20 protein-coding genes are annotated in these 20338 nt (G+C 39.3%); 11 read left to right on the top strand and 9 right to left on the bottom strand.

Annotation, left to right across the window (positions count from 1 at the left end):
• Positions 1–19 precede the first annotated feature (19 nt).
• Both ald and K345_RS0113640 read left to right on the top strand, forming a co-directional pair.
• On the top strand, positions 20–1135 hold the full coding sequence (gene ald, locus K345_RS0113645) for an alanine dehydrogenase (protein ID WP_028974641.1): 1116 nt from the start codon (positions 20–22) through the stop codon (positions 1133–1135).
• A gap of 159 nt (positions 1136–1294) precedes the next feature.
• Positions 1295–1993 carry an HU family DNA-binding protein gene (locus tag K345_RS0113640; RefSeq protein WP_028974640.1) on the top strand — a complete coding sequence of 233 codons (699 nt, stop codon included), beginning with the start codon at positions 1295–1297 and terminating at the stop codon, positions 1991–1993.
• A gap of 352 nt (positions 1994–2345) precedes the next feature.
• On the opposite strand, the gene K345_RS0113635 is transcribed toward K345_RS0113640, so the two are convergent.
• Positions 2346–3548, bottom strand: a complete 1203-nt coding sequence (locus tag K345_RS0113635; protein WP_211227895.1) for a hypothetical protein — start codon at positions 3546–3548, stop codon at positions 2346–2348.
• Between the two features lie 178 nt (positions 3549–3726).
• On the opposite strand from K345_RS0113635, the gene K345_RS0113630 reads away from it, so the two are divergent.
• From K345_RS0113630 to K345_RS23595, 4 genes are all read left to right on the top strand, one after another.
• Entirely contained in the window at positions 3727–3930 is a 204-nt protein-coding gene (locus K345_RS0113630; RefSeq protein WP_028974638.1) for a YgaP family membrane protein, read from the top strand.
• A 273-nt stretch (positions 3931–4203) separates the two neighbouring features.
• A complete protein-coding gene (locus K345_RS0113625) occupies positions 4204–5502 on the top strand; it encodes an ABC transporter substrate-binding protein (RefSeq protein WP_053228311.1) in 1299 nt (432 codons plus the stop codon).
• A 64-nt stretch (positions 5503–5566) separates the two neighbouring features.
• On the top strand, positions 5567–6643 hold the full coding sequence (locus tag K345_RS0113620; RefSeq protein WP_211227894.1) for a carbohydrate ABC transporter permease: 1077 nt from the start codon (positions 5567–5569) through the stop codon (positions 6641–6643).
• Positions 6640–7758, top strand: a complete 1119-nt coding sequence (locus K345_RS23595; RefSeq protein WP_028974635.1) for a carbohydrate ABC transporter permease — start codon at positions 6640–6642, stop codon at positions 7756–7758. Before K345_RS0113620 ends, K345_RS23595 begins: the two co-directional genes overlap by 4 nt.
• Here the strand turns inward: K345_RS23595 and K345_RS0113610 are convergent.
• Positions 7690–8835 carry a M48 family metallopeptidase gene (locus tag K345_RS0113610; protein WP_028974634.1) on the bottom strand — a complete coding sequence of 382 codons (1146 nt, stop codon included), beginning with the start codon at positions 8833–8835 and terminating at the stop codon, positions 7690–7692. The genes K345_RS23595 and K345_RS0113610 overlap by 69 nt on opposite strands.
• A complete protein-coding gene (locus tag K345_RS0113605) occupies positions 8835–9788 on the bottom strand; it encodes a YjgN family protein (protein WP_053228310.1) in 954 nt (317 codons plus the stop codon). The genes K345_RS0113610 and K345_RS0113605 overlap by 1 nt, the downstream gene beginning before the upstream one ends.
• A 153-nt stretch (positions 9789–9941) precedes the next feature.
• Here K345_RS0113605 and msrA point away from each other — a divergent pair, with 153 nt between their 5' ends.
• Both msrA and K345_RS0113595 read left to right on the top strand, forming a co-directional pair.
• On the top strand, positions 9942–10436 hold the full coding sequence (gene msrA / locus K345_RS0113600; protein ID WP_037572576.1) for a peptide-methionine (S)-S-oxide reductase MsrA: 495 nt from the start codon (positions 9942–9944) through the stop codon (positions 10434–10436).
• Between the two features lie 56 nt (positions 10437–10492).
• Complete coding sequence (locus K345_RS0113595) at positions 10493–10888, top strand: Hpt domain-containing protein (protein WP_211227893.1); 396 nt, start codon at positions 10493–10495, stop codon at positions 10886–10888.
• On the opposite strand, the gene K345_RS22445 is transcribed toward K345_RS0113595, so the two are convergent.
• Complete coding sequence (locus K345_RS22445) at positions 10879–11460, bottom strand: FHA domain-containing protein (protein WP_053228309.1); 582 nt, start codon at positions 11458–11460, stop codon at positions 10879–10881. The genes K345_RS0113595 and K345_RS22445 overlap by 10 nt on opposite strands.
• Positions 11461–11581: 121 nt before the next feature.
• Between K345_RS22445 and K345_RS21110 the strand changes: the two genes are divergently transcribed.
• Entirely contained in the window at positions 11582–11797 is a 216-nt protein-coding gene (locus tag K345_RS21110; protein ID WP_037572457.1) for a hypothetical protein, read from the top strand.
• Positions 11798–11836: 39 nt separating this feature from the next.
• Complete coding sequence (locus K345_RS0113580) at positions 11837–13372, top strand: sensor histidine kinase (RefSeq protein ID WP_028974630.1); 1536 nt, start codon at positions 11837–11839, stop codon at positions 13370–13372.
• On the opposite strand, the gene K345_RS22440 is transcribed toward K345_RS0113580, so the two are convergent.
• Positions 13369–14874: a histidine kinase dimerization/phosphoacceptor domain -containing protein gene (locus K345_RS22440; protein WP_053228308.1), complete on the bottom strand. Its 1506-nt coding sequence runs from the start codon at positions 14872–14874 to the stop codon at positions 13369–13371. The two genes, K345_RS0113580 and K345_RS22440, sit on opposite strands and share 4 nt — an antisense overlap.
• Before the next feature lie 75 nt (positions 14875–14949).
• Between K345_RS22440 and K345_RS0113570 the strand changes: the two genes are divergently transcribed.
• Positions 14950–15801 carry a histidinol-phosphatase gene (locus K345_RS0113570; RefSeq protein WP_028974629.1) on the top strand — a complete coding sequence of 284 codons (852 nt, stop codon included), beginning with the start codon at positions 14950–14952 and terminating at the stop codon, positions 15799–15801.
• 7 nt (positions 15802–15808) lie between these two features.
• On the opposite strand, the gene murD is transcribed toward K345_RS0113570, so the two are convergent.
• Genes murD through amrB form a run of 4 tightly spaced genes read right to left on the bottom strand, consistent with a single transcriptional unit; the run spans position 15809 to position 20328 of the window.
• Entirely contained in the window at positions 15809–17197 is a 1389-nt protein-coding gene (murD, locus tag K345_RS0113565) for a UDP-N-acetylmuramoyl-L-alanine--D-glutamate ligase (RefSeq protein ID WP_028974628.1), read from the bottom strand.
• Positions 17172–18134, bottom strand: coding sequence for a hypothetical protein (locus tag K345_RS0113560; RefSeq protein WP_028974627.1), 963 nt, complete (start codon positions 18132–18134; stop codon positions 17172–17174). Before K345_RS0113560 ends, murD begins: the two co-directional genes overlap by 26 nt.
• A gap of 39 nt (positions 18135–18173) precedes the next feature.
• The gene (locus K345_RS0113555) at positions 18174–19490 is read right to left on the bottom strand and encodes a hypothetical protein (RefSeq protein ID WP_028974626.1); all 1317 of its coding nucleotides are present in this window, start codon (positions 19488–19490) and stop codon (positions 18174–18176) included.
• A 52-nt stretch (positions 19491–19542) separates the two neighbouring features.
• Positions 19543–20328, bottom strand: coding sequence for an AmmeMemoRadiSam system protein B (gene amrB / locus K345_RS0113550; protein WP_028974625.1), 786 nt, complete (start codon positions 20326–20328; stop codon positions 19543–19545).
• Positions 20329–20338 lie beyond the last annotated feature (10 nt).

The following is a 20338-nucleotide window of genomic DNA, read 5'->3' as shown; positions in this document are numbered from 1 at the left end:
ACCCTGGAAAGGAGCAGAAATGAGGATCGGATGCGTTAGAGAAATCAAAACTCATGAATACCGTGTAGGATTAACTCCCTCCTGTGTTAAGGATTATATCCGACATGGACATCAGGTCTTAATGGAGGCTGGTGCTGGTAGGGGAGCTGGATATACTGATCAGGAATACATTGAAGCAGGAGCTTCCATTGCAGAAGCAAGGGAAAATGTTTTTCATAATAGCGATATGATTATTAAAGTCAAAGAACCCCAGGCTGATGAGATCGCCATGTTGGAAAAAGGACAGATTCTGTTTACTTACCTTCACTTGGCGGCAGATCTTGAGCAGACTCAAGGACTCATTAACTCAGGAGCTAAGGCTATCGCCTATGAGACTATCGAAGGGCCTGATGGATCCCTTCCCTGTCTACGGCCTATGAGTGAGATCGCTGGAAGACTTAGTGTTCAGGAAGGGGCTAAGTACCTGGAAAAACATTTTGGAGGACGAGGGGTTCTCTTGGGTGGTGTCCCTGGTGTCCCTAGAGGTGATATCGTTATCTTAGGTGGTGGTGTGGTAGGGACAAATGCCGCTCAGATTGCCATGGGTCTCGGAGCTAATGTTACCATACTGGACATTAATGCCAAACGTTTGGCCTATCTGGATCAATTATATTTTGGTCGTATTAATACCCTGTATTCCACAGAAGCAACCATTGAAGAAATGATTCAAAAGGCTGATGTCCTGATTGGGGCTGTATTGATTCCCGGAGCGAAAGCTCCCCGTCTTGTGACAAAGGATCAGTTAAAGCTCATGAAAAAAGGGGCTGTTATCGTTGATGTGGACGTCGATCAAGGGGGCTGTATTGAAACAGCAAAACCAACCACACATGATGAACCTACTTATAAAGTGGAAAACATCATTCATTACTGTGTAACGAATATGCCAGGTGGTGTCGCCCGAACTGCTACTCAGGCTTTAACTTCTTCTACCTTACATTATGGTTTAGAGATAGCTGATAAGGGATTTGAAAAAGCCCTATTGGATAATCCCGGATTAATGAAGGGGCTTAATATCTATAAGGGACAGGTTACTTATCCTGATGTAGCTGAAGTCTTTGACTTACCTTATGTGGATCCTTATACGGTCATCAAATAGTAATATTCCATCCCTGAGTCCTTCAGGGATGGCCTTTGAGGTCTCTAATAGGCCCTTTTTCCCCTCAAAAGCAAAAAAAATCACATTTTTTTAATTTTTTTTCAAAAAACTTCTCGATATTCCGGAAACAGGTGAGAAGGAGATAGTAAGGAGATTAAAATGAGAAAAATCAATTACTATCTAGAACCTAACAACCTGCAAAACAAAGAACTTAAGAAGTATGTTGCCCGTGTCATTGCCAAGGACAGTCTAAGCCAGGAAGATATCCTCAATATCATGGCTTCGAAGAACACCACCGTATCCCGGCAAGATATTATGGTTGTGTTAGACCTATTAACGGAAGTCATCAAAGCTGAGCTCTTGGTTGGTAATCGTATTAATATGGATTTGTTCAAAGCTTCTACCAGTATTGGTGGCGGTTTCCCTGAAGAGAACAGTGAATTTGATCCTGATGAGCATAAGGTGCGGGTGAATTTGAATCCGTCCAAGGAGCTGAAGAGCTATATCCTTAAGGGCGCTTCTTTTCAAAAGTGCCATCCTAATCAGAAGTATCCCAAGATCAATCTTATCTATAACTTTGAAGCCAACAACTATGGTCCCGACTACAGTCCTGGCCAGGTGATAGAACTACAAGGAAGAAGTTTTGACTTGTCCGATGATGTTCAGTTAGTGCTTACGAATGAAACTGATGGTTCCTACTGGGATATTACAAAAGTCCTGCGACGAACTCCCACTATTATTCTCTGTACTCTTCCCCAAGATCTCCCCCTTGGGAATTATCACCTTAGCTTGACCTTTGGTAAGGACCTTGATCGGATTCAAACCTGCTTCAGTAATATCTTAAGTATCAAATTGTAAATTTGCTTGTAAGCAAATAAGAGAAATGCTTAGACCATTTGACTGATTTCCTTAGACCAACTTAGTGCTTTGGTCTAAGGAAAGTATTGGTTTGCTTACAAGCAAAGGAGCGCTTTGGTTGTAGTGATTATTTAGTAGGAGATGAACGTTCCATCATGGTAATAAGCCCAAAAGTTTGCTAAAAAGCTGTATCCTGTTCCAGAGTTCAGGTCTTCTAGTTCTAAGACTCTGTAATTTTCTCGACTAATATCTTCCGGTTTTACCCCTGAGGGCCAGTTCTTAATGACATTTTCAGGATGACTTATGGTACTAAGGGCGTAATATTTTATTGTTCTTGATTCCTTTCTTAGCTCTAATAAGGAAGTTTGAGCTCATAGCCCGTATCAGTTTCAAAAGCATAGCCATCGGTATTAAATCCACCGTAAGGAGAAGTAAAGTAGTTTAACTCCTCACTTGTAAGTTTGGGTATTTCTATGGCTCGAAAGTCATCTCTAACATGAGTTATCAGTATTGTATCTTCAGTCCAGCCATACCCCACTTTACTACCTGGATCATCGAATGTACTGACACCATAACGCAGGAGGGTATCCTTTCCTACTCTTAACATGTAAATAATCATAATGTCTTCGAACCTCTGTGTATTTCTCACTATTTCATACCAAAAGAAATCACCAATATGCATGGTAGGGATATCTGTATCATAATTCTTGATAGAAAAGGACATAGGATCCGTTTGTAAGTCTATTGGTTGCCCTTTAGGGGCAATGTAGAATTGCGTGTATTGCTCTGAAGGGGCAGTACCCCAAAAAGACTCTCTAGCTCTGTCATATATCTTATCTTGAACAACTAGTTGAACATAATATAGTCCTCTAGCTATAGATAATTTTTCTTTCCATACTTTTTCTGTTCCATGGAGTTTATCGCTTAAAACTTCCCTAGCTTCTCGTGGGGTTTGGTACCTCATAAAGGTATCTAGGCTAATTGGCATTAAGTTCCAACGGTAACGTAGTTCTTCTACGGTATCTGCATCATCCTTACTCCCTACAGCATCAATATGTATCTGTTTATCATTCCTATCTGGCAGCTTATGTATATTGAGTTTTGCTGTAGGTGGGGCACTGTTATCGAAGGGATTTCTGGTCACAATAAAACGTCCAATAGCAACTTTAACACCCTCTCTATATAAAGATATTCGATAGTAGCCTGAAGCTGGAGGTGTGTAATCAAAAGAGGAATAAGTAACAACTTCTTTCTCCACTTGAGATTCTTCTCCAAACTTTCCTATTGCAGCATTATAGTCTTGCTCATATTTGATATTCCATGTTAGTGGTTCATTGTTCGGGTTAAAGGTTCTTCCGTCAAAGGTTATGGATTCCTCAAATACAAGATGATTCGGTGTTTGAATGGCTACTTCAGGCTTATATAGGGTTAACTTCTTTATCTCTTTAGGTCTATTAGGATGGGAAGGTGTAGATGGAGTCGTTGGAGTCGTTGGAGTCTTTGGATTCATAAGATCACAGGATAATAAGAAAGTAGATATAAAGATTAATGCCATAGTTGTAATTGATTTAATTATATACATTATAAAAATAGTCCTTTAAATCCTTGGTTAGTAGGAAGTTTAATACACAAGGAATATAAAACCTATATATTTTTTATATAATTCTTTATTGTCTTTGTATATATGAAATAATATATTTAGAAGAGTGATGAGTATAATAAGGAGTGTTTTTATGAAAAATATTGGTTCATTAGACAGGTTAATTCGATTTGTTCTTGGCGCTGTATTCGTTGTAGTATCGATCATCATGCAAGTAAGCATGGGAGGTCTCTGGTTCCTGGGGGCTGTACTCGGGGCTGTATTTATTGTGACCGCTTTCTTTTCATTCTGCCCTCTGTATTTGCCTTTTCACATAAATACGCGACCTAAGGAATAAACTTTTGATAACCGGTAGCCTGTACACTGGCTACCGGCTGGACTCCTTTTGGTTATATATAACATTTAAATTAAAATGCCTTGTGATATTTCTCCCTGTTTTTTCTCACAACACATATCCTATTCTTAGTTCTTAAAGGACAAAGAAAAAAGAAAATCCTGACAGTACATATGGACCAAGCTTTATAAGCATTTTTTTGACAACAGACTTCCCATGAACTAGTCTTTTTTATAAGGGCTCCTCCAGGCGCCAAATATAAAAAGGAGAATTTTAATGAAAAGAATCTTAACTCTTATTCTGGCTTTAATGGTGTTCTTGATGATTCTAGGCACTACTAGCTGTCAGAAAAAAGATGACATGTCAAAAGGATCAGACAAGAAAGTTGTTACCATGGCTGGTCCCTTTACTGACAATGATGCTGTTAAGTTTGAGGAAAGTATCAAAGCCTTCGAAGAAGAAACAGGCATTGATATCCAATATGAAGGTTCAAAAGAATTTGAAGCCTCCATATCTGTGCGTATTGAAGGAGGGAATCCTCCTGATATAGCTGACTTTCCCCAACCGGGTCTACTGGAAAACTTTGTAAAGACAGGTAAGGTTATTGACTTAAGCAAGACTCTGGACATGACTAAAGTAAGAAATAATTACATTCAGAGCTGGCTTGATATGGGAACTATGACAGGTCCTGATGGTCCCATTATGGCGGGGTTATGGGCCAGAGTTAATCTTAAAGGAATAGTGTGGTATAACAAAAAAGCTTTTGATGCTGCAGGATATAAAGTGCCTACTACATGGGCCGAGCTAGAGTCTTTGATGGAACAAATCAAGAGTGACGGAGACGCTCCCTGGGCCATCGGTATAGAATCCGGCGCCGCTACTGGCTGGACTGCCACCGATTGGACAGAACAGTTAATGCTTAGAACCACATCCTTGGAAAATTATGACAGATGGTTAACTGGGGATTTGAAGTTTGATTCCCCTGAAGTCAGAACAGCGATTCAGACCTGGTCTGATATATGGTTCCCTGAAGGAAATGTGTATGGTGGTAGAAAGTCTATTCCAACCACATCTTTTGGTGATTCTGCCAAAGTATTATTCGAAGAACCACCTAAAGCCTGGTTGCATGATCAAGGGAACTTCATTGTGTCATTCTTCCCTGAAGGCTTACAGCCCGGGGTAGATTACGACTTCTTTAATCTTCCTCCTGTTAATGATACTTATGGGGCTCCATTGCTTGTTGGTGGGGATATTTACGCTATGTTTAATGACCGTCCTGAAGTAAGACAAGTGATGCAGTATTTTGCTTCGGCCCAATCTATTAAAACATGGCTTGCCTCTGGTGGGGTTCTGGCTCCTCAGAAGGATGTTGATCCTAATTGGCTGACTAATCCTGTTGATAGAAGATTACAGGAATTGCTTAAGAATGCCAAAGCCTTGCGCTTTGATGGTTCTGACTTAATGCCTGGAGCCGTAGGTGCCGGTTCTTTCTGGAAAGAAATGACAGGTTATGTCTCAGGTTCCAGAACTTTGGATCAAGCTGTTAAGGCTATTGATGCTTCGTGGCCGAATTAGGTTAATTGTTATTCCTAGGGGGCTTTTGCCCCCTTTTTTCGCTTTTTAACAAGGGAGGTCTTTGTTGAAATCAATATCAATTCAAAAATATTTTTTTCTACTATTAGAAGTAATAGTAGCCTTGGCTATCCTTATATTGGGATATGTATTTCTCAAATCATGGGAAGGGTCCAAATTATTTATGGTTATAGTGGCCATCATATGGGGTGTTGGATCTGTGGCTATATTGTTCTATGTTCTTAACAGCATTGCTGAGACATTACCCCGTAAGACACGTTCTATTGTCTTACCGGTTGTTTTTGCAGGTCCCGCTTTACTTCTTTTATTATGGTTTCTCATTCTTCCCACCATTAGAACCTTTAGTTTAAGTTTCTTTAATGATACGGGAAGACAATTTATCGGTTTGACAAATTATGGGAATGTCTTTACTGACGGTGTGTTCTGGGAAAGCTTTCGCAATAATATATATTGGCTTGTTTTTGGTACATCCGGTAGCGTGGGGATCGGCCTTCTCATTGCTGTATTGGCTGATAAGAGCCGGTTTGAGAATATCTATAAAGCATTGATCTTCTTACCTATGGCCATTTCTTTTGTTGGAGCTGGTGTTATCTGGAAGTTTATTTATGCCTATAAAGGGGAAGGGGCTAATATCGTAGAGATAGGACTTCTTAATGCCATTATCACTGGACTTGGTTTTAAAGCCCAGGCTTGGTTACAGCTTCCTTTTTGGAACAATCTCCTGCTTATCATTATCATGGTTTGGCTTCAAACTGGGTACGCCATGGTCATTCTATCATCGGCAATAAAAGGTATCCCTTCTTCTTTGATAGAAGCTGCCAAGGTTGATGGTGCGACTGAGTTCCAGGTCTTTAGGCATATTATGATTCCAGAAATCATGGGGACTCTTATCACTGTATCTACCACCATTGTTATCTTTAGTCTTAAACTTTTTGATATTGTTAGGGTTATGACAGGTGGTAACTTTGGTACAAATGTTATAGCCAATGAGTTTTATTTGAGACAATTTACCCAGGGAAGAACGGGAGAGGCTTCAGCTTTGGCCATATTACTTTTGGTTGCTGTTGTACCAGTCCTTCTCTATAACCTGAGACAATTCCAGGGAAGGAAGGCTTTCAAATGAGTGAACCCACTAAATTTAAACGAAAACAAAAGTTAAAAAGAACAGCCCGTAATGTGTGGGTTAATATCGTTCTTATTTTTATCACTCTTCTTTGGACCATCCCGACTTTAGGTATCTTTGTGACTTCCTTTCGACGTTCTGAAGATATTTTTTCTTCCGGTTGGTGGTCCATTCTTCCTCACCGGGATTGGGTGAAAACAGAAGAACTAACCCTGTCTGAAGATATCGATGTGGATGGAACCTTCATTATTGAAGATATTGAGGGAGACTTTGAGAGTTTTCGTGAAGGTATTGTCAGTGAAGATGGTACGCAGTATCGATGGTATGGTAATAAGAGAACCTTGCGTGTTGATAAATTTGAAAGGGAATGGGTCGGCTTTGGTGCCAATCTGACTTTATCTAATTATAGGGATGTTTTGGCCAGTGGTAAGATACAGTTTACCGATGGTAACGGTCGTACTATCACAAGGGATGGGAGTAATTTCTATGATGCTGTTTTGAATTCTCTCGCAGTAGCCATACCTTCCACGGTTATTCCGATTCTTATAGCTGCTTTTGCGGCTTATGCTTTTGCCTGGATGGACTTTCCTGGGCGTAAACCGTTGTTTGTCATTGTTGTGGCCTTATTGGTTGTTCCCTTGCAGATAGCCCTTATTCCTATTCTTCAAGATTATACTAGTTTGGATTTGAATGGATCTTTTCTGGGAATGTGGTTGGCTCATACGGGTTTTGGATTGCCATTAGCTGTGTATCTTTTGTTTAATTATATATCCACTCTTCCAAGGGATATCTTTGAATCAGCCTTTTTAGATGGGGCTACTCCTTTTAATATCTTTGCCCGTTTGGTGATTCCCTTATCCGTTCCTGCTTTAGCTAGCTTTGCTATATTCCAATTTTTATGGGTTTGGAATGATTATTTGATAGCCTTAATATTTCTTGGAGACAAGAATAGGGTAGTCACTTCTGCTCTGGCCGCTATGGTTGGGGAAAAAGGACAGGATTGGCACCTTTTAACTTCAGGTGCCTTCCTGAGTATGATCCTGCCTCTAGTCGTCTTCTTCTCTCTCCAACGATTCTTCGTCAGAGGACTCATGGCTGGTTCCATTAAGGGATAAGCTATAGCTTTGAAGACTGCCAAATGTCTTGGATAATTGAGGATGGTGAGTTATGGATGCCTTTTGGGATTCTGTAACTTCACCGATTATCCTATTGATTCTGTCATTAAGATCGGGGTGGGTGCTTAGCCAACTTGGCCCAGTGTAATGGTCTTGTTCCTTAAGCTTGGTAAAGAGATCTGCCATGGCCTGGGGGGATATTCCTTCTTTCCTAAGGAGCTCTACACCTCTTTCATCGGCTTCCGTCTCAAAATCTCTACTGTATTTTAGCGTTCTGAAGGAGTCTGCATTTTGGAGTATGACTGCCGTTGTTCCGCTATAATCATTGATCAGTAAGGAAATGATAAGGTAGTTGGATAACATCCGGAAGATCAAACGGGCACTATGCTTCTTTTCTATATGTGAATATTCATGCGCTAAGAGAGCCGCTAATTCCTCTGGAGTGTCTAAAGTAACGAGCAAATCCTTATAGACCACAATGTGTCCTCCCATAATAGCGAAGGCATTCATTTCTTCTTTGTTAGATAGATAAAGATTTACAGGATGCTCTCCCCAATCTAAATCATCCCAGAATTTTTGAAGTTTTTGTGATCCTGTCTCATCAATAGCCAAGTCTTTTGACATATTTTTGAAGATGAGATCCCCCATTTGTTTTTCTTGTTCATAGGGAAGGATTCTTGCAATACCATCCGCCATGAGGGGAACGCCATAGATATAAACTCCAACTAAGACTCCGATTGTTAACACAAATCCCAGAATGATCTTTGTATAATTGGTGAAGAACCATTTATAGATCTTACGGGAGAGGCTTCCTGATTCCAGTTTTTGATCGATTTCACCTTTGAAGAAGGGATCTTCTACTGATATATGGACCTTGGGGTATTGTCCACACAGGAGGGATACTCTCTTTTCCCCTGGCATCTCTTCACGGAAGACATCAGTATAAGGCCAAGTTAGCTTACGGGTATAACGGTCCTCTTCATATTCCAGGACTAATTGTGTTTCTCCCACTGTTACTTGGCCTAGTTGTTGTTTAGAGGTTTTCCCATCATTAAAGCGGCATGAGTACCAAGGCATTAGAACAGTCCGTCACCGATATCAAAGGCATCCAAAAAGCCTTCCCCAGTAGCATCAGAATAATCTTCTTCTGTTTGTCTAATAATGTCAGGATCAAAGTCCCCTTCGACTATGAGATTCTCTAAATACATCTTGATGATTCTAATAACAGCCCAAGGATAGCCTAATCCGAGAGTGAATAAAATAGTAAAATAATTAGCAACACCGACCATGAATATTTCTCCTGCTGAGAAATGGGGAATCATGATCAGTTTAGTCTCATCCTGATAGGCTACTACATGGCCAAAGTGATAATTCATTAGGTGTTTTTGATACCAAAATGTATAAATGCCAAAGGTAATAAAGGTGAGTAAGATTCCTTTCAAATGGATTTTAAATAATTCACCCCCTGTCCCAGTCCACTCAACTTTTATATTGCCAAATCGGATATGAGAGATGATGTATTTCTGTAAATTGGCCTGTAACCAAGGGAAATATATACCAAGAGTTATAATCGTTAGACCTACATTTTTAAGATAAAGTTTGAGTAGTGTTTTCTTGTCGCCTCTATATCCAAAATGGATACCATTCCAGGATGTTCTGGACATTCGGTATTTCATTCCGCCATGAATAGCTAAGGGGATCACAGTAATAAACCCAAGTGTCCATATGATCGATCCCAGGGCTATGATAGTGTTATCTTCTAAGAACACTCCTACTAAATACACTAAGTATATAACTACCAGTACCGCCAGAAACTTTAGGAATCCTTTGAATATTTCAATTCCTTCTCCGTGATATCTGAATCGCCCATTGGCAAATTCCGTGTTGGAATAGATGTATTTTAAACGCTTGGATTTGGCCCAGGCCGCATAAATACCTAAGGTTAAAACGGTTAGGACCATATTGATAACATAAATACCAAATAATTCTTTTCCATTTCCTTGGAATCTTAAAACGCTTCTTTTTTCCATTATGTCTCCTTTCATTAATTATAGTAATACATTATGGTCAATTGTAGACATCCTATGCTTATATGAAAGGATTAGTGGCCATTTGTCAATTGTAATGGTATTTTATTCTAATATAAAGGTATGAACCTTACCTGAGGAGGAACCTTGGATACAATGACAATCGGCGGAGGCTGTTTTTGGTGTGTTGAAGCAGTATTCGAACGTCAGAAGGGTGTTATAGAAGCAATATCTGGTTATTCTGGAGGATATAAAGATAATCCTACTTATCAAGAAGTTTGTACAGGCGATACTGGTCATGCGGAAGTTGTACAGATTCGTTTTGATCCTGAAGTGATCAGTTATGATAAGTTGCTCCAGTTATTCTGGATCGCTCATGATCCTACCACTTTAAACCGTCAAGGAGCAGATGTAGGCACTCAGTACCGCTCTGTGATTTTTTATCACAATGATGAACAGCGGGTGAAAGCAGAAGCCTCACTGGAGAATGCTCAGAAAGATTTTGCAGACCCTATTGTTACGGAGATCGCACCATTAGAGAATTTCTTTCCTGCTGAAGATTATCATCAGGAATATTTTGACAACAACCGTAATGCTAGTTTCTGTAGGGTGATTATAGCCCCCAAGCTGAAGAAGCTCGGTTTCGATTAAAATACCCATTCCCCCCGGATTTGCCTTTAGATGGCGATCCGGGGGCTTTTCTTAATTTGATATCAAAGTTTTCCATTATCTATATTATTTTTGACATTGTACTTGAGAACTTTTACACTATGGAAATGATTCCTGTTGAACGTGTTTATGTTGACCCATTAGTTATTCCCTTTGCAGAGGCTTATATCAAAGGGTTGACTGCCGATTGTGATAAGTTATTAAGTGATAAAAAGGATAAGGATGATGATCGTCTGCTTAATTGGGCGCATAAGGTAAAAGGGAATGGGGGTATATTCGGGATTCAATATATCAGTGATCTTGGTAGGATTATTGAACATTACTTAAAGATGGGAGAAACTGATCAAGCTTTCCTCCATATTCAATTACTTAATAGTTATATACATTCCTTAGTTCTTCTCCCTGATAACCTGGAGGAAGAGGATCAACCCTGAGTGAACAATTCGTAGTTTCGGTAGAGAGTGCTTAACTCTAGCTTTGAATGGGTTTCTGTTTTCTTATAAATGCTAAGAATATGATGCTTTGCTGTCCCCGGTGATACACAGAGAGCTTCTGCTATGGTTGTTCCTGATTTCCCATCTAATAGATAGAATAACACTTCTGCTTCCCTTTTGCTTAATCCATAATGATCAGCAAAGCTCTCCCTGTTTTCTTTGGATTCGTGAATCAGTGTTCGGCTAAAATCAGGTCCATCATTGAGCTGACGCTTTGTTATTTTAAACAAATTGTCACCTATTTGGAGAACATCTCCACTGGTTAAGACGATTTCCCCCTGTGTTTGTTTGTTGTTCACAAAGGTTCCGTTTGTGCTGTCCATATCTTCAATGGATAGGGTGTCTTTCCATACACTTAACTGTGCATGAACGCGGCTAATCTTTGGTGATGACAGTGTTAAATCACAATCTTCACTTCTTCCAATTTTGTAGGGGCTTTTATCTATGGATATAATCAAGGACTCCCCATCATACATCTTCCCTTCTAGATACCATAGTAGATGTTCTGCCATGGGGTAAAATTAAAACCCTATCCTTTATTTTGTCAAGTTATGTAAAATTTTTGTCATATTCTATTTATTTCATTGAGAATATCTTACACTAATTATGGGAGAGGGGGACTAACGCGTTTCTATGTGTAAGTATTATGATATTTGTCTATTTATACACTGTAAACTACAGGGGAAGCCTGAACTTGCCGAAGAGGTAACTAAAGCCTTTTGTTTGACTGATCCGTTAGGATGTGCCAGATATAAAGTTGCTGATTCCTTGGGAAAGGAATCTGTATCCGCTAATCTCTATCCTTCAGAGACTGCGAGAGCAGAAGCAGAGATTGCAGCAAAACGTTAGACTTTATGGTCTACAGAGGATGAAAAAAACAATTTTATCATGACCATTAAAAAACGAGTTTACATAGGTATCCTTTTGATAGCGTTTAGTTTCTTATTCGCTTTGATCGTGCCTTTTCATGTTGTAAACACCTTAAGAAGCAATTATGACTCTGAAAAAAAGATGACCAGTCTTAATCAGGAACTGGAGTCTTTTACTTTTGACTTAATATTGGCATCCTATAAACCATCTGATTGGAAAACTTCTATCAAGCCTCTGGAAGATAAACAGGAATACATTAGGAGGCAGTTACAGGATTTTGAACTTGAATCACAGCATAACTCTGAATATACACGTCTTCTAGCCCTCTGGGATTATTTCCTTTCCTATTCTCAAAGCTGTTTTCAGATCATAAGGGATATTCAGAAGAATCCTTTATATGAAGATGCCTTAAAATCTGGTTCTATAGATTTAAAGGTCCTGGATCCTGAGGGGGTTCATGGAAGTCTATATTTTTCCTTCTATCAATTAAGAAAGAAAGCTGTTCAAACTGTTGAAGCTTTTAGACAATTTCGTGATGTGTTTTCCAATATATCAAATCGCTATGCCCGTGGATTCACTTATACCTATCGTACTTTGTTCACCGCTTTTGTGGCAATCTTTATTGGATTAATTCTTCTTTCCGGATTGTATCTGATGGATCAAGTCGCTTTAATTCTGTATTGGAAAGATATTATTTTGATAGACACAAAGAGAGTTGCAGAGGGTTTAAACTTTACCCCCCTGGAAACAGGTGTGAAGGAAGTTCAGGATTTCTATGACAACCTTATTAATATGACACAGACCTTATCTGATCAGAATCGCTTATTGGGCAAGCAATTCCGTGAATTAGTAGATAGTCAAAACCGATTATTAACCCAAGAAAAATTTAACAGTTTGGCTCAATTTATCCTTCGACTTAATCATGAACTCAATTCTCATTTGTCCGTGTCAAAAATGGCTTTAGATATCCTTCAACCTAGTTTAAATCAACATGATCGGGAAAGTTTCAATATAGCCAAGAATTCCATTAATGATTCCATCAAGGTTATGAATAAAATAAAAACCATTGCTTTAGAATTACCGGAAAGCAACCATACCCTGGACCTAAAAGAAACCATTAAATGGATTGTGGCAGATGTTATGTTTCGCTATAGTAATCCAGCTATTGAATGGGATTTTCACTTTCCCCAGGAAGAGGTATCTCTCTTCTCCCATAATGAAACAATGTATCGTATCCTGTCTCCTTTTATTGAAAATGTTATCGTTCATGCCTACGATAATGGCTCTGGCGAGGGAATCATAAGTGTCTTCTGCGAAGAATCCTTTATTCATATCAAAGTGGATGATCATGGAAAGGGAGGTAATCAAGATGAATTATTGCCATTATTTAAGCCTCTTTTGGAAAGAGATTGGTCTACAGGATTGTCCTTAGGTATATCTGTTGCCAATTCTGCTATTAATTATATATTTCATGGAGAACTGGCTATCTATACAGAACCTGATAGGGGTTTTTTTGTAGAAGTGATCATTCCGAAGAAATCTTTTGAATCTTAACTTTTACAAGAGGGGAATACTAATTTGAAATAGACTCCCTTTTTGCTTTCAATATCTATCGTACCTTCTAGTTGCTTTGATAACAGAGTAATGAGCTGTAATCCCAAAGTGTCTAATTGATTAGTATCAAATCCTTCCGGGAACCCAACTCCATTATCCCACAACTCTAAAGTTGTTTCCCCGCAGGTAGAATGAAGTCTGACTGAGATTACCCCTTGTTCTTGAGATTTGAAGGCATATTTTATAGCATTTGTAATGATTTCATTAACGATAAGTCCACAAGGGATAGCCGCATCTACTCCTAATATAAGTGGTTCTGCCTGTATATCCACATCAATATTCCCATATTGATCATAGCTATAAAGTAATTCATGGATAATCGTAATCAGGTAGTCCTTGAAATCTACTCCCGCCAAGTCTGGTGCTTGATAGAGCTTTTCATGGACAAGAGCCATTGATAATATACGACTCTTGCTTTCATGGAATAACTCTTTATCATTATCATTTTTGAGTTTGTCAGTCTGCATATTCAGAAGACTTGAGATAATTTGAAGGTTATTCTTTACCCTGTGATGTATCTCTTTCAGCATGATCTGCTTTTCTTTTAAGGACTTTTCCAGCTCACTGACTAGGTTGAGATTGTCCAAATTTAATTTTAAAGAGGAGGAGAATGTTTTGAGAATCTCCTGTTCTGTAGAGGTTAATACTTCACTTGTTTCAAAATAATAACATAGATAATCTGTGTCATTGACTGCAAGACGATCCCAATAGGTATTATCCTTGAAGAAGGGAAATGACATAGGTTGTGTTTGAGCTAATACCATTGGATTGGGAAGGGAGTCTTGTGCTACCTGGGGGACCCCATTGATGTAATGGATAACACTGGAGTGGACAATCCTATGACCTTCTTTTTCAGTTAGATACCTAAGGATCCCTTGATAGGAGATTTGTGAGAAATCTTCAAGAGTTTTACATTTGAGAAGATTGTTGCCTTCACTGATTATATAGGCTAGACCTTGCCGGCTCTTTTCGATTGTCAAAATGTCTCTATAAGACCTCAGGGCGCTTGTTATGGTTGTGAATAATTTTTGGGCTGTTAACTCTGTTTTTTCTCGATAATCGTTAATATCATACTCAATAATCACTTTTCGTTCTGGTGCAAAGCCCGGCTGCCCTGTTCTGAGTATGATCCGGATATGATGATTGTCCAACTGTTCCCGGATGTTCTTAACCACTTCCAGTCCAGTGTTTTCATGTTCCATGACCACGTCTAGCAGTATTAGCGCTGTGTCAGGATTCTTTTTGATCAAATCTATGGTCTCAGATCCACTGTACGCACTGAGAAATCGAATGGGTTTGTCTTCAAAGGTGAAATTCTTCAAGGCTAACTTTGTCACAGCATGGACTTCCGGTGTATCATCAGAAATCATAACCTTCCAAAAAGAGGAATCCGGTTGAGTAGGAAAGAGAGTCTCATCTGTATAAGTTAAGTTACCATTCACTTATACAGGTTAACCTGTATATTCTGTACTTCGCAAGGGATTTATTCAAAGTTGAACTTAGGTTATATTATTTGTATGTTAAAAGCAAATTATCATTCCCATAGTCATTATTGTGATGGACAGGGGGAATTAGAAGATTATATTGAATCGGCAATTCAAAGAGATTTTGATGCCATAGGATTTACTAGTCATGGTCCAGTCCCTTTTCATACAGATTGGACCATGCCAGAAGATAAACTTGGCTCTTATTTGAAGGAAATTGAAGAACTTCAGGTGAAGTATAAAGGTCAGATTGAGTTATACAAAGGGCTTGAGATCGATTACATTCCTGGAATCACAGGGCCGGCACTTTCAAAGTTTCAAGAATTGAATCTTGATGTTATAGTAGGTTCTGTTCACTACTTACCGGCAGATTCTCATCATTTATTGACGATAGATGGTCCACAAGAAGAAGTGGATTTTCTATACACACAGATTTTTAAAAAAGATAGTAAGGCCTTTGTTCAAAGCTATTATCAGAATATTGTCCAAATGGTTAAAGAAGGAGGATTCTCCATCATAGGCCATTTTGATCTGATCAAGAAACGTAATAAAAAAGGTCATTATTTTGATGAAACTCAGGATTGGTATGAGCAAATCGTTGCTGATACCCTCGTTCAGATAGGACAGTACAGAGAATCTCATGTTGCTATGGAAGTGAATACCGGGGGGATTAGCCGAGGTGCCGTAGATACTGTCTACCCAGATCCTAAATGGTTACCTGAAATGCGAAAAGCAGGAATCCCTGTCTTGGTAAACTCTGATGCACACCATCCTGATCATTTGGATTTCTACTTTACTGAAGGTTTAGACTTCATCCGCAAGGGAGGATATTCTTCTGTGCGCCTTTATTACAATAATAAGTGGCAGGATATGGATCTAGGCTAGAGTTCTTTTAACTTAAGTTCTGACAAAGTTCTCTGAATAAGTCACCCCGGTGAAACTCATTTTTGAACATTTCAAAGGAAGCACAGCCTGGACTGAGGACAAGAATGTCCGATGTCTCAGCTCTTTCCCATGCTTTATGTATAGCTTTTTCCAGATCATCAAAAGGTCCTTCGTAGGGAAGTTCCCAATTATTCAGTAGGGGAATGAGCTTGTTTGTCCCACTTCCTTTGAGAAGGATGATAGCTTTACAGTTCTCTAATCCCTCCTGTATGACAGAAAAATCCAGATCCTTATCTGTACCGCCTGTGATCGCTATCACTTTCTTATGGGGAAAGCTTAGAAAAGCGGCGTTCGCTGCTTCTGGAATAGTTGCCGCTGAATCGTTATAACATTTGATTCCCTCAGGCTGGGCCACAAGCTCTAAACGATGGGGTACCCCATCAAAGCCGGCGATCCTCTTGCGTATAGCCTCAGCTTCTATGCCAAATAATCTCAGACACAAAGCAGCACATAGTAAGTTGAGTCTCATATGATTACCAGGTAGTTGATGGGGAAGGTCTAGTAATATCTCATCCTTTTCTTCGATCAGACATCTCCCCTGTTCCTTCTCAATCCAAGCTACTGCTTTCAGGTGTTCAAGTTCTGATTGGGGACGCTTTTCTCCATATAAACCTAGATGACAAGGACTTTCCCTGATGAATTGATCTGAATATTCTCCTTTACTCTGAAAAACGCTGAAGGATTCAGGATTTTGTTCTTTGTAAATAAGCTTTTTGTCCTCAACGTATAAGTCCATCGAGCCATTATAGGTGTTAAGATGATCAGGATAAATATTGGTAATAACAGATACTTTGGGATGTAACAGACCACGGGATTTTAAATCTCCTAATTGCCAACTGGAGAGCTCCAGTATGACTGGCGTTGTATCATCTATACTATTAAGGAAGGTAAGGGGACTGACTGTAATATTTCCCCCTAATTGGGTACGAGGGTCTATTTGTTTTAGTACATGATAGATAGCACTAACTGTTGTGGATTTGCCCTTTGATCCTGTTACGGCAATAAGCGGGCCTTGATAGAATGTGAGAAAGGTGGAAATATCTGTCTCGACTCTTTTGGCCATAGCCAAATAGGGATTATTCATACGGACTGCAGGATTTTTGACAACAATATCAGCTTCTGTAAAGTCTGATTCCTTGTGTCCTCCCAATTCATATTTGATAGAAAGATCTGATAATTTGTTGATACTAGGTTCTAACTCTGCTGGGCTTTTAAAATCAGTGACCGTAACGAATGCTCCTTGTTCTGCAAAGAATCGGGCGGACGCTAATCCTCCTCCATGTAAGCCCAGGCCCATGATGGTTACTCTCTTATTCTGTAGATTCCAATCCTTCATCAATTAAAAATTCCCTCTGGCTGTTTTCGTTCAAATAGATTTTTACTTTAAGTGATCTATACAGATTATTCCAGTACTCAGGAAGGGCTTTCTTTAGTTTATAAAGTACAGGATTATCGTTGTTAAATCCTTTTGATTTCATTGATTTTTGTATTAGTTCCATATGAGGTTCCAGGTACTCTATTAAGTGGGATAAATAGGGTAGTAACTGTCTTCGTCTATCAGGAGTGGGATGAACGAGTGATAAGGCAATGGTTTGATAGATACATTGAAAAGGATAATAGGGATAGAATTTTACAGGGGAGGGAATCACTAACTTTGAGAAGAACTTAGTTAGCTCATTGTCAATCCATATTCCTTGTACAAAGTATCCTCCTCCTGTTTCTCCTATCCATGTATCTTTAATGAGCTTGATAATATCAAATCCTGAAACCTTGTTCCCTGTCTTATGAACTGTCTTGAGAGGTATGATATAAGCATCCAGAAATAGTTTATTTGTCAAATAAACAGATGTCTTATCATTTTCTTCCCTTGTTAATAGTTCCCCGAAGCCTGGATGATAATGTAGATCTATTTTGAGCAGGTAGAGAAATAGCTTTGTTCCTTGTCTATAAAGTTGAAAAAAGCAAGGTCGTAAGATATCTGTAGGATCAAAGAAATAGGTTAGGCCCTGGAAAATCGCCGGTTCTAAATCAACTAATTCTTTGATGATTGATCGCAATGTCTCCAGGTAGGTCTTACTTGGTATCTTCTGGGCTACGTCATGATGAATGGGAAAGGAAGGAACTTGATAATATTCATTTAAAAGAAGAAAAAAATCTTCATTATGTGTGTAGTGTTTGACTCCTCTCAAAGAGGATGTTTGAACCTCTTTGAGAGTATCATTGATTACTGGATCCGTATAATTAAGGGATATATCTGGTACTTTTTCACTCATAGTTCCTTAATAATAGAATTTGCTTTAAAGGTAAATCAATCAAAAATTGTCCGGTAAGGGAATCTCATCTCCAATAGTTTCGGTTAATTCACTAATAGCCCAGGCTTGCTTTCCTTTAGTGAGAACGAGAGTATCTTTTCTCATGTATCCTTCTACATGGACTTTCTCATCATCAAAGTCTCCTCCACCAGGACCCCATATTTCATAAGTAGCTTCAAAGGTATTTGGTTCTATTTCTTTGATCTTCAGATTAGCAACACCGAATAAAACATTTCCGTCTGGTAGAACAGGTCTGCCTTGGGTTACCCAGGTCTGGGCATCATAAAAATCATCCTTACCAGCTGCCGCCATCTGAGCTTTACTGCTGACAAACAAATATTGAAGCATTGTTGATAACTGACTTTTGACTCCCTTTGCCATGGTGTCATCATACAAAGTGGGATCAAGGGCATTAATGGCTTTATAATGAGCAATGACAACAGCCTTAGGAGTCATCCCTGCTGTCTGGGGAGGTTCCAGGGCTGACTTAATGATAGTTCCTGTGATACTCCCTAGAATAAGAACAACAATGGATATTATTACCATTGGTAGTTTATACTTGCGAAAGAATAATTTCCTACTCCAACGCTTTTCCCGTTGAATTTTACGTTGCTCTCCCTTAGTTCTGAGAACATGAGCTTTTTCCTCTTCAAGGGGAGTAACCAGTTCTTTACCCTTCAAACTATCTAGTAGTTCTTGCCATTCCAAAACAGTTGGTCTTACAGGGCCTGACAAACTCCTATCCACAAATTGGGCTAGTTGTGGGTCAACTCCTGGAACCAGGTAGGATAGGGGTACTAATTTGGATTCCCTCATTCGTGCTCTCAGATCTTCCAAATCTTTACCTGGGTAGGGGGACTCTCCACTAAGCAGTTCGTAAGCAAGGATACCTAAGGAAAAACTAAGGTTGTTTTCCTTCTCCAGATCAGGATGATTGTAAGGAGCCTTGTGTTTAAAATCAAATTCTTCAGTATTGGTAATCACCTCACTATAAGCGGGGGAAGGAAGTAGTATCCCTGTTGTTGTAGGATAATACATTCCCTGATTCCATATATCATTCAAATGGTGTGACTTGCTTTTGACCATTTGTAGAGAACAATAGAACTGAAGCTTATCCCCTATATTCCGGGGTTCTTCCCATTCTGTTAATTCCAAGTCAGCAAACTCAACCAGTATCTTGCCGTTCTCTTCTACTAATTTTGTTGGTTTGATTTTACTGGCTCCCTTATCTGTTATAAGGGTGAAGGGTTCTTTTGTTACTTGGGTTAAGCTTCTAGCCGCAAAACCGGATGCATCAACATTTGTTGGTAATCTCATCATCTAACTCCCATTATTAAGAACAGTCGGCTACCTAAAAGGTAACCATAACTTAGGTATAATCAAACCAAAAGGATTGATACCAGACTTCCAGTCCCCGTTTACTGTCACCTGTTGAACATGTCATATTAGTGCATGTCTTCCAGTGGCCACTGGGCAGAAGCTCTTTGACAAAGAGAAGGGGCCCAAGACCACAGGGTTGCTTTTTGCTTTTCCTGCTTATCTCCATAAGTGATTGATAATCACCCTTGGTAATCCATGCACTATTATTAAGAGCCCATTCCTCTGTTTGTCTATCATGAGGGCTTAGGTTTGACGATATAATATATAGAGTCTTTTCTGGTAGCTTTTGTTGAAGTTGCTTCTTTCCTTCTTTCACCAGCTTCATTGAGTCCTTACCCATCAATAAAGGAAGAACGGGCTTATCAGGAAAATACTCCCTAACAAATGGCAAGAGTATTTCCAGGGAGAATTCTTCCATATGATTCATCTTGTCCCTTGTGAATGGCTTCTTAAGTTGACTGGTTAATTCTGAGGCCACAGGTACTAAACCCAGGGGCGATTCAAAATTAACATAATCAGGATAGAAGATGTGATCTTCCGGTTCTCTATGGGTGGGGCCTATAAGAATGATCAGTTCCGGTTTCTGGTCTACAACGTGGCTGAAGGCCTCTTGCAGATGCTTTAAAACATGAGTATAGCCTCCATGGGGAACTATAATGGCCGAACTCTGCTCTAGGGCAGGGTCAAGGGATAATGCTTGTTTTAGCTCTTCTTCTTGGGAAGGATAAAAAAGACCATCCACAAGGGGATGTCTATCAGAACCTGGCTTGTACATGGGCCTAGTA

The sequence above is a fragment of the Spirochaeta cellobiosiphila DSM 17781 genome, assembly GCF_000426705.1.
Lineage (GTDB): Bacteria > Spirochaetota > Spirochaetia > DSM-17781 > DSM-17781 > Spirochaeta_E > Spirochaeta_E cellobiosiphila.
The sequence above is the reverse complement of the archived record's forward strand: the minus strand, read 5'-3'. Positions and strand labels throughout refer to the sequence as shown.

Coding starts and splice junctions, on each gene's coding strand:
- ald (WP_028974641.1), top strand. CDS start 20: ATGAGGATCGGATGCGTTAGAGAAATCAAAACTCATGAATACCGTGTA.
- K345_RS0113640 (WP_028974640.1), top strand. CDS start 1,295: ATGAGAAAAATCAATTACTATCTAGAACCTAACAACCTGCAAAACAAA.
- K345_RS0113635 (WP_211227895.1), bottom strand. CDS start 3,548: ATGGCATTAATCTTTATATCTACTTTCTTATTATCCTGTGATCTTATG.
- K345_RS0113630 (WP_028974638.1), top strand. CDS start 3,727: ATGAAAAATATTGGTTCATTAGACAGGTTAATTCGATTTGTTCTTGGC.
- K345_RS0113625 (WP_053228311.1), top strand. CDS start 4,204: ATGAAAAGAATCTTAACTCTTATTCTGGCTTTAATGGTGTTCTTGATG.
- K345_RS23595 (WP_028974635.1), top strand. CDS start 6,640: ATGAGTGAACCCACTAAATTTAAACGAAAACAAAAGTTAAAAAGAACA.
- K345_RS0113610 (WP_028974634.1), bottom strand. CDS start 8,835: ATGCCTTGGTACTCATGCCGCTTTAATGATGGGAAAACCTCTAAACAA.
- K345_RS0113605 (WP_053228310.1), bottom strand. CDS start 9,788: ATGGAAAAAAGAAGCGTTTTAAGATTCCAAGGAAATGGAAAAGAATTA.
- msrA (WP_037572576.1), top strand. CDS start 9,942: ATGACAATCGGCGGAGGCTGTTTTTGGTGTGTTGAAGCAGTATTCGAA.
- K345_RS22445 (WP_053228309.1), bottom strand. CDS start 11,460: ATGGCAGAACATCTACTATGGTATCTAGAAGGGAAGATGTATGATGGG.
- K345_RS21110 (WP_037572457.1), top strand. CDS start 11,582: ATGTGTAAGTATTATGATATTTGTCTATTTATACACTGTAAACTACAG.
- K345_RS0113580 (WP_028974630.1), top strand. CDS start 11,837: ATGACCATTAAAAAACGAGTTTACATAGGTATCCTTTTGATAGCGTTT.
- K345_RS0113570 (WP_028974629.1), top strand. CDS start 14,950: ATGTTAAAAGCAAATTATCATTCCCATAGTCATTATTGTGATGGACAG.
- murD (WP_028974628.1), bottom strand. CDS start 17,197: ATGAAGGATTGGAATCTACAGAATAAGAGAGTAACCATCATGGGCCTG.
- K345_RS0113560 (WP_028974627.1), bottom strand. CDS start 18,134: ATGAGTGAAAAAGTACCAGATATATCCCTTAATTATACGGATCCAGTA.
- K345_RS0113555 (WP_028974626.1), bottom strand. CDS start 19,490: ATGAGATTACCAACAAATGTTGATGCATCCGGTTTTGCGGCTAGAAGC.
- amrB (WP_028974625.1), bottom strand. CDS start 20,328: ATGTACAAGCCAGGTTCTGATAGACATCCCCTTGTGGATGGTCTTTTT.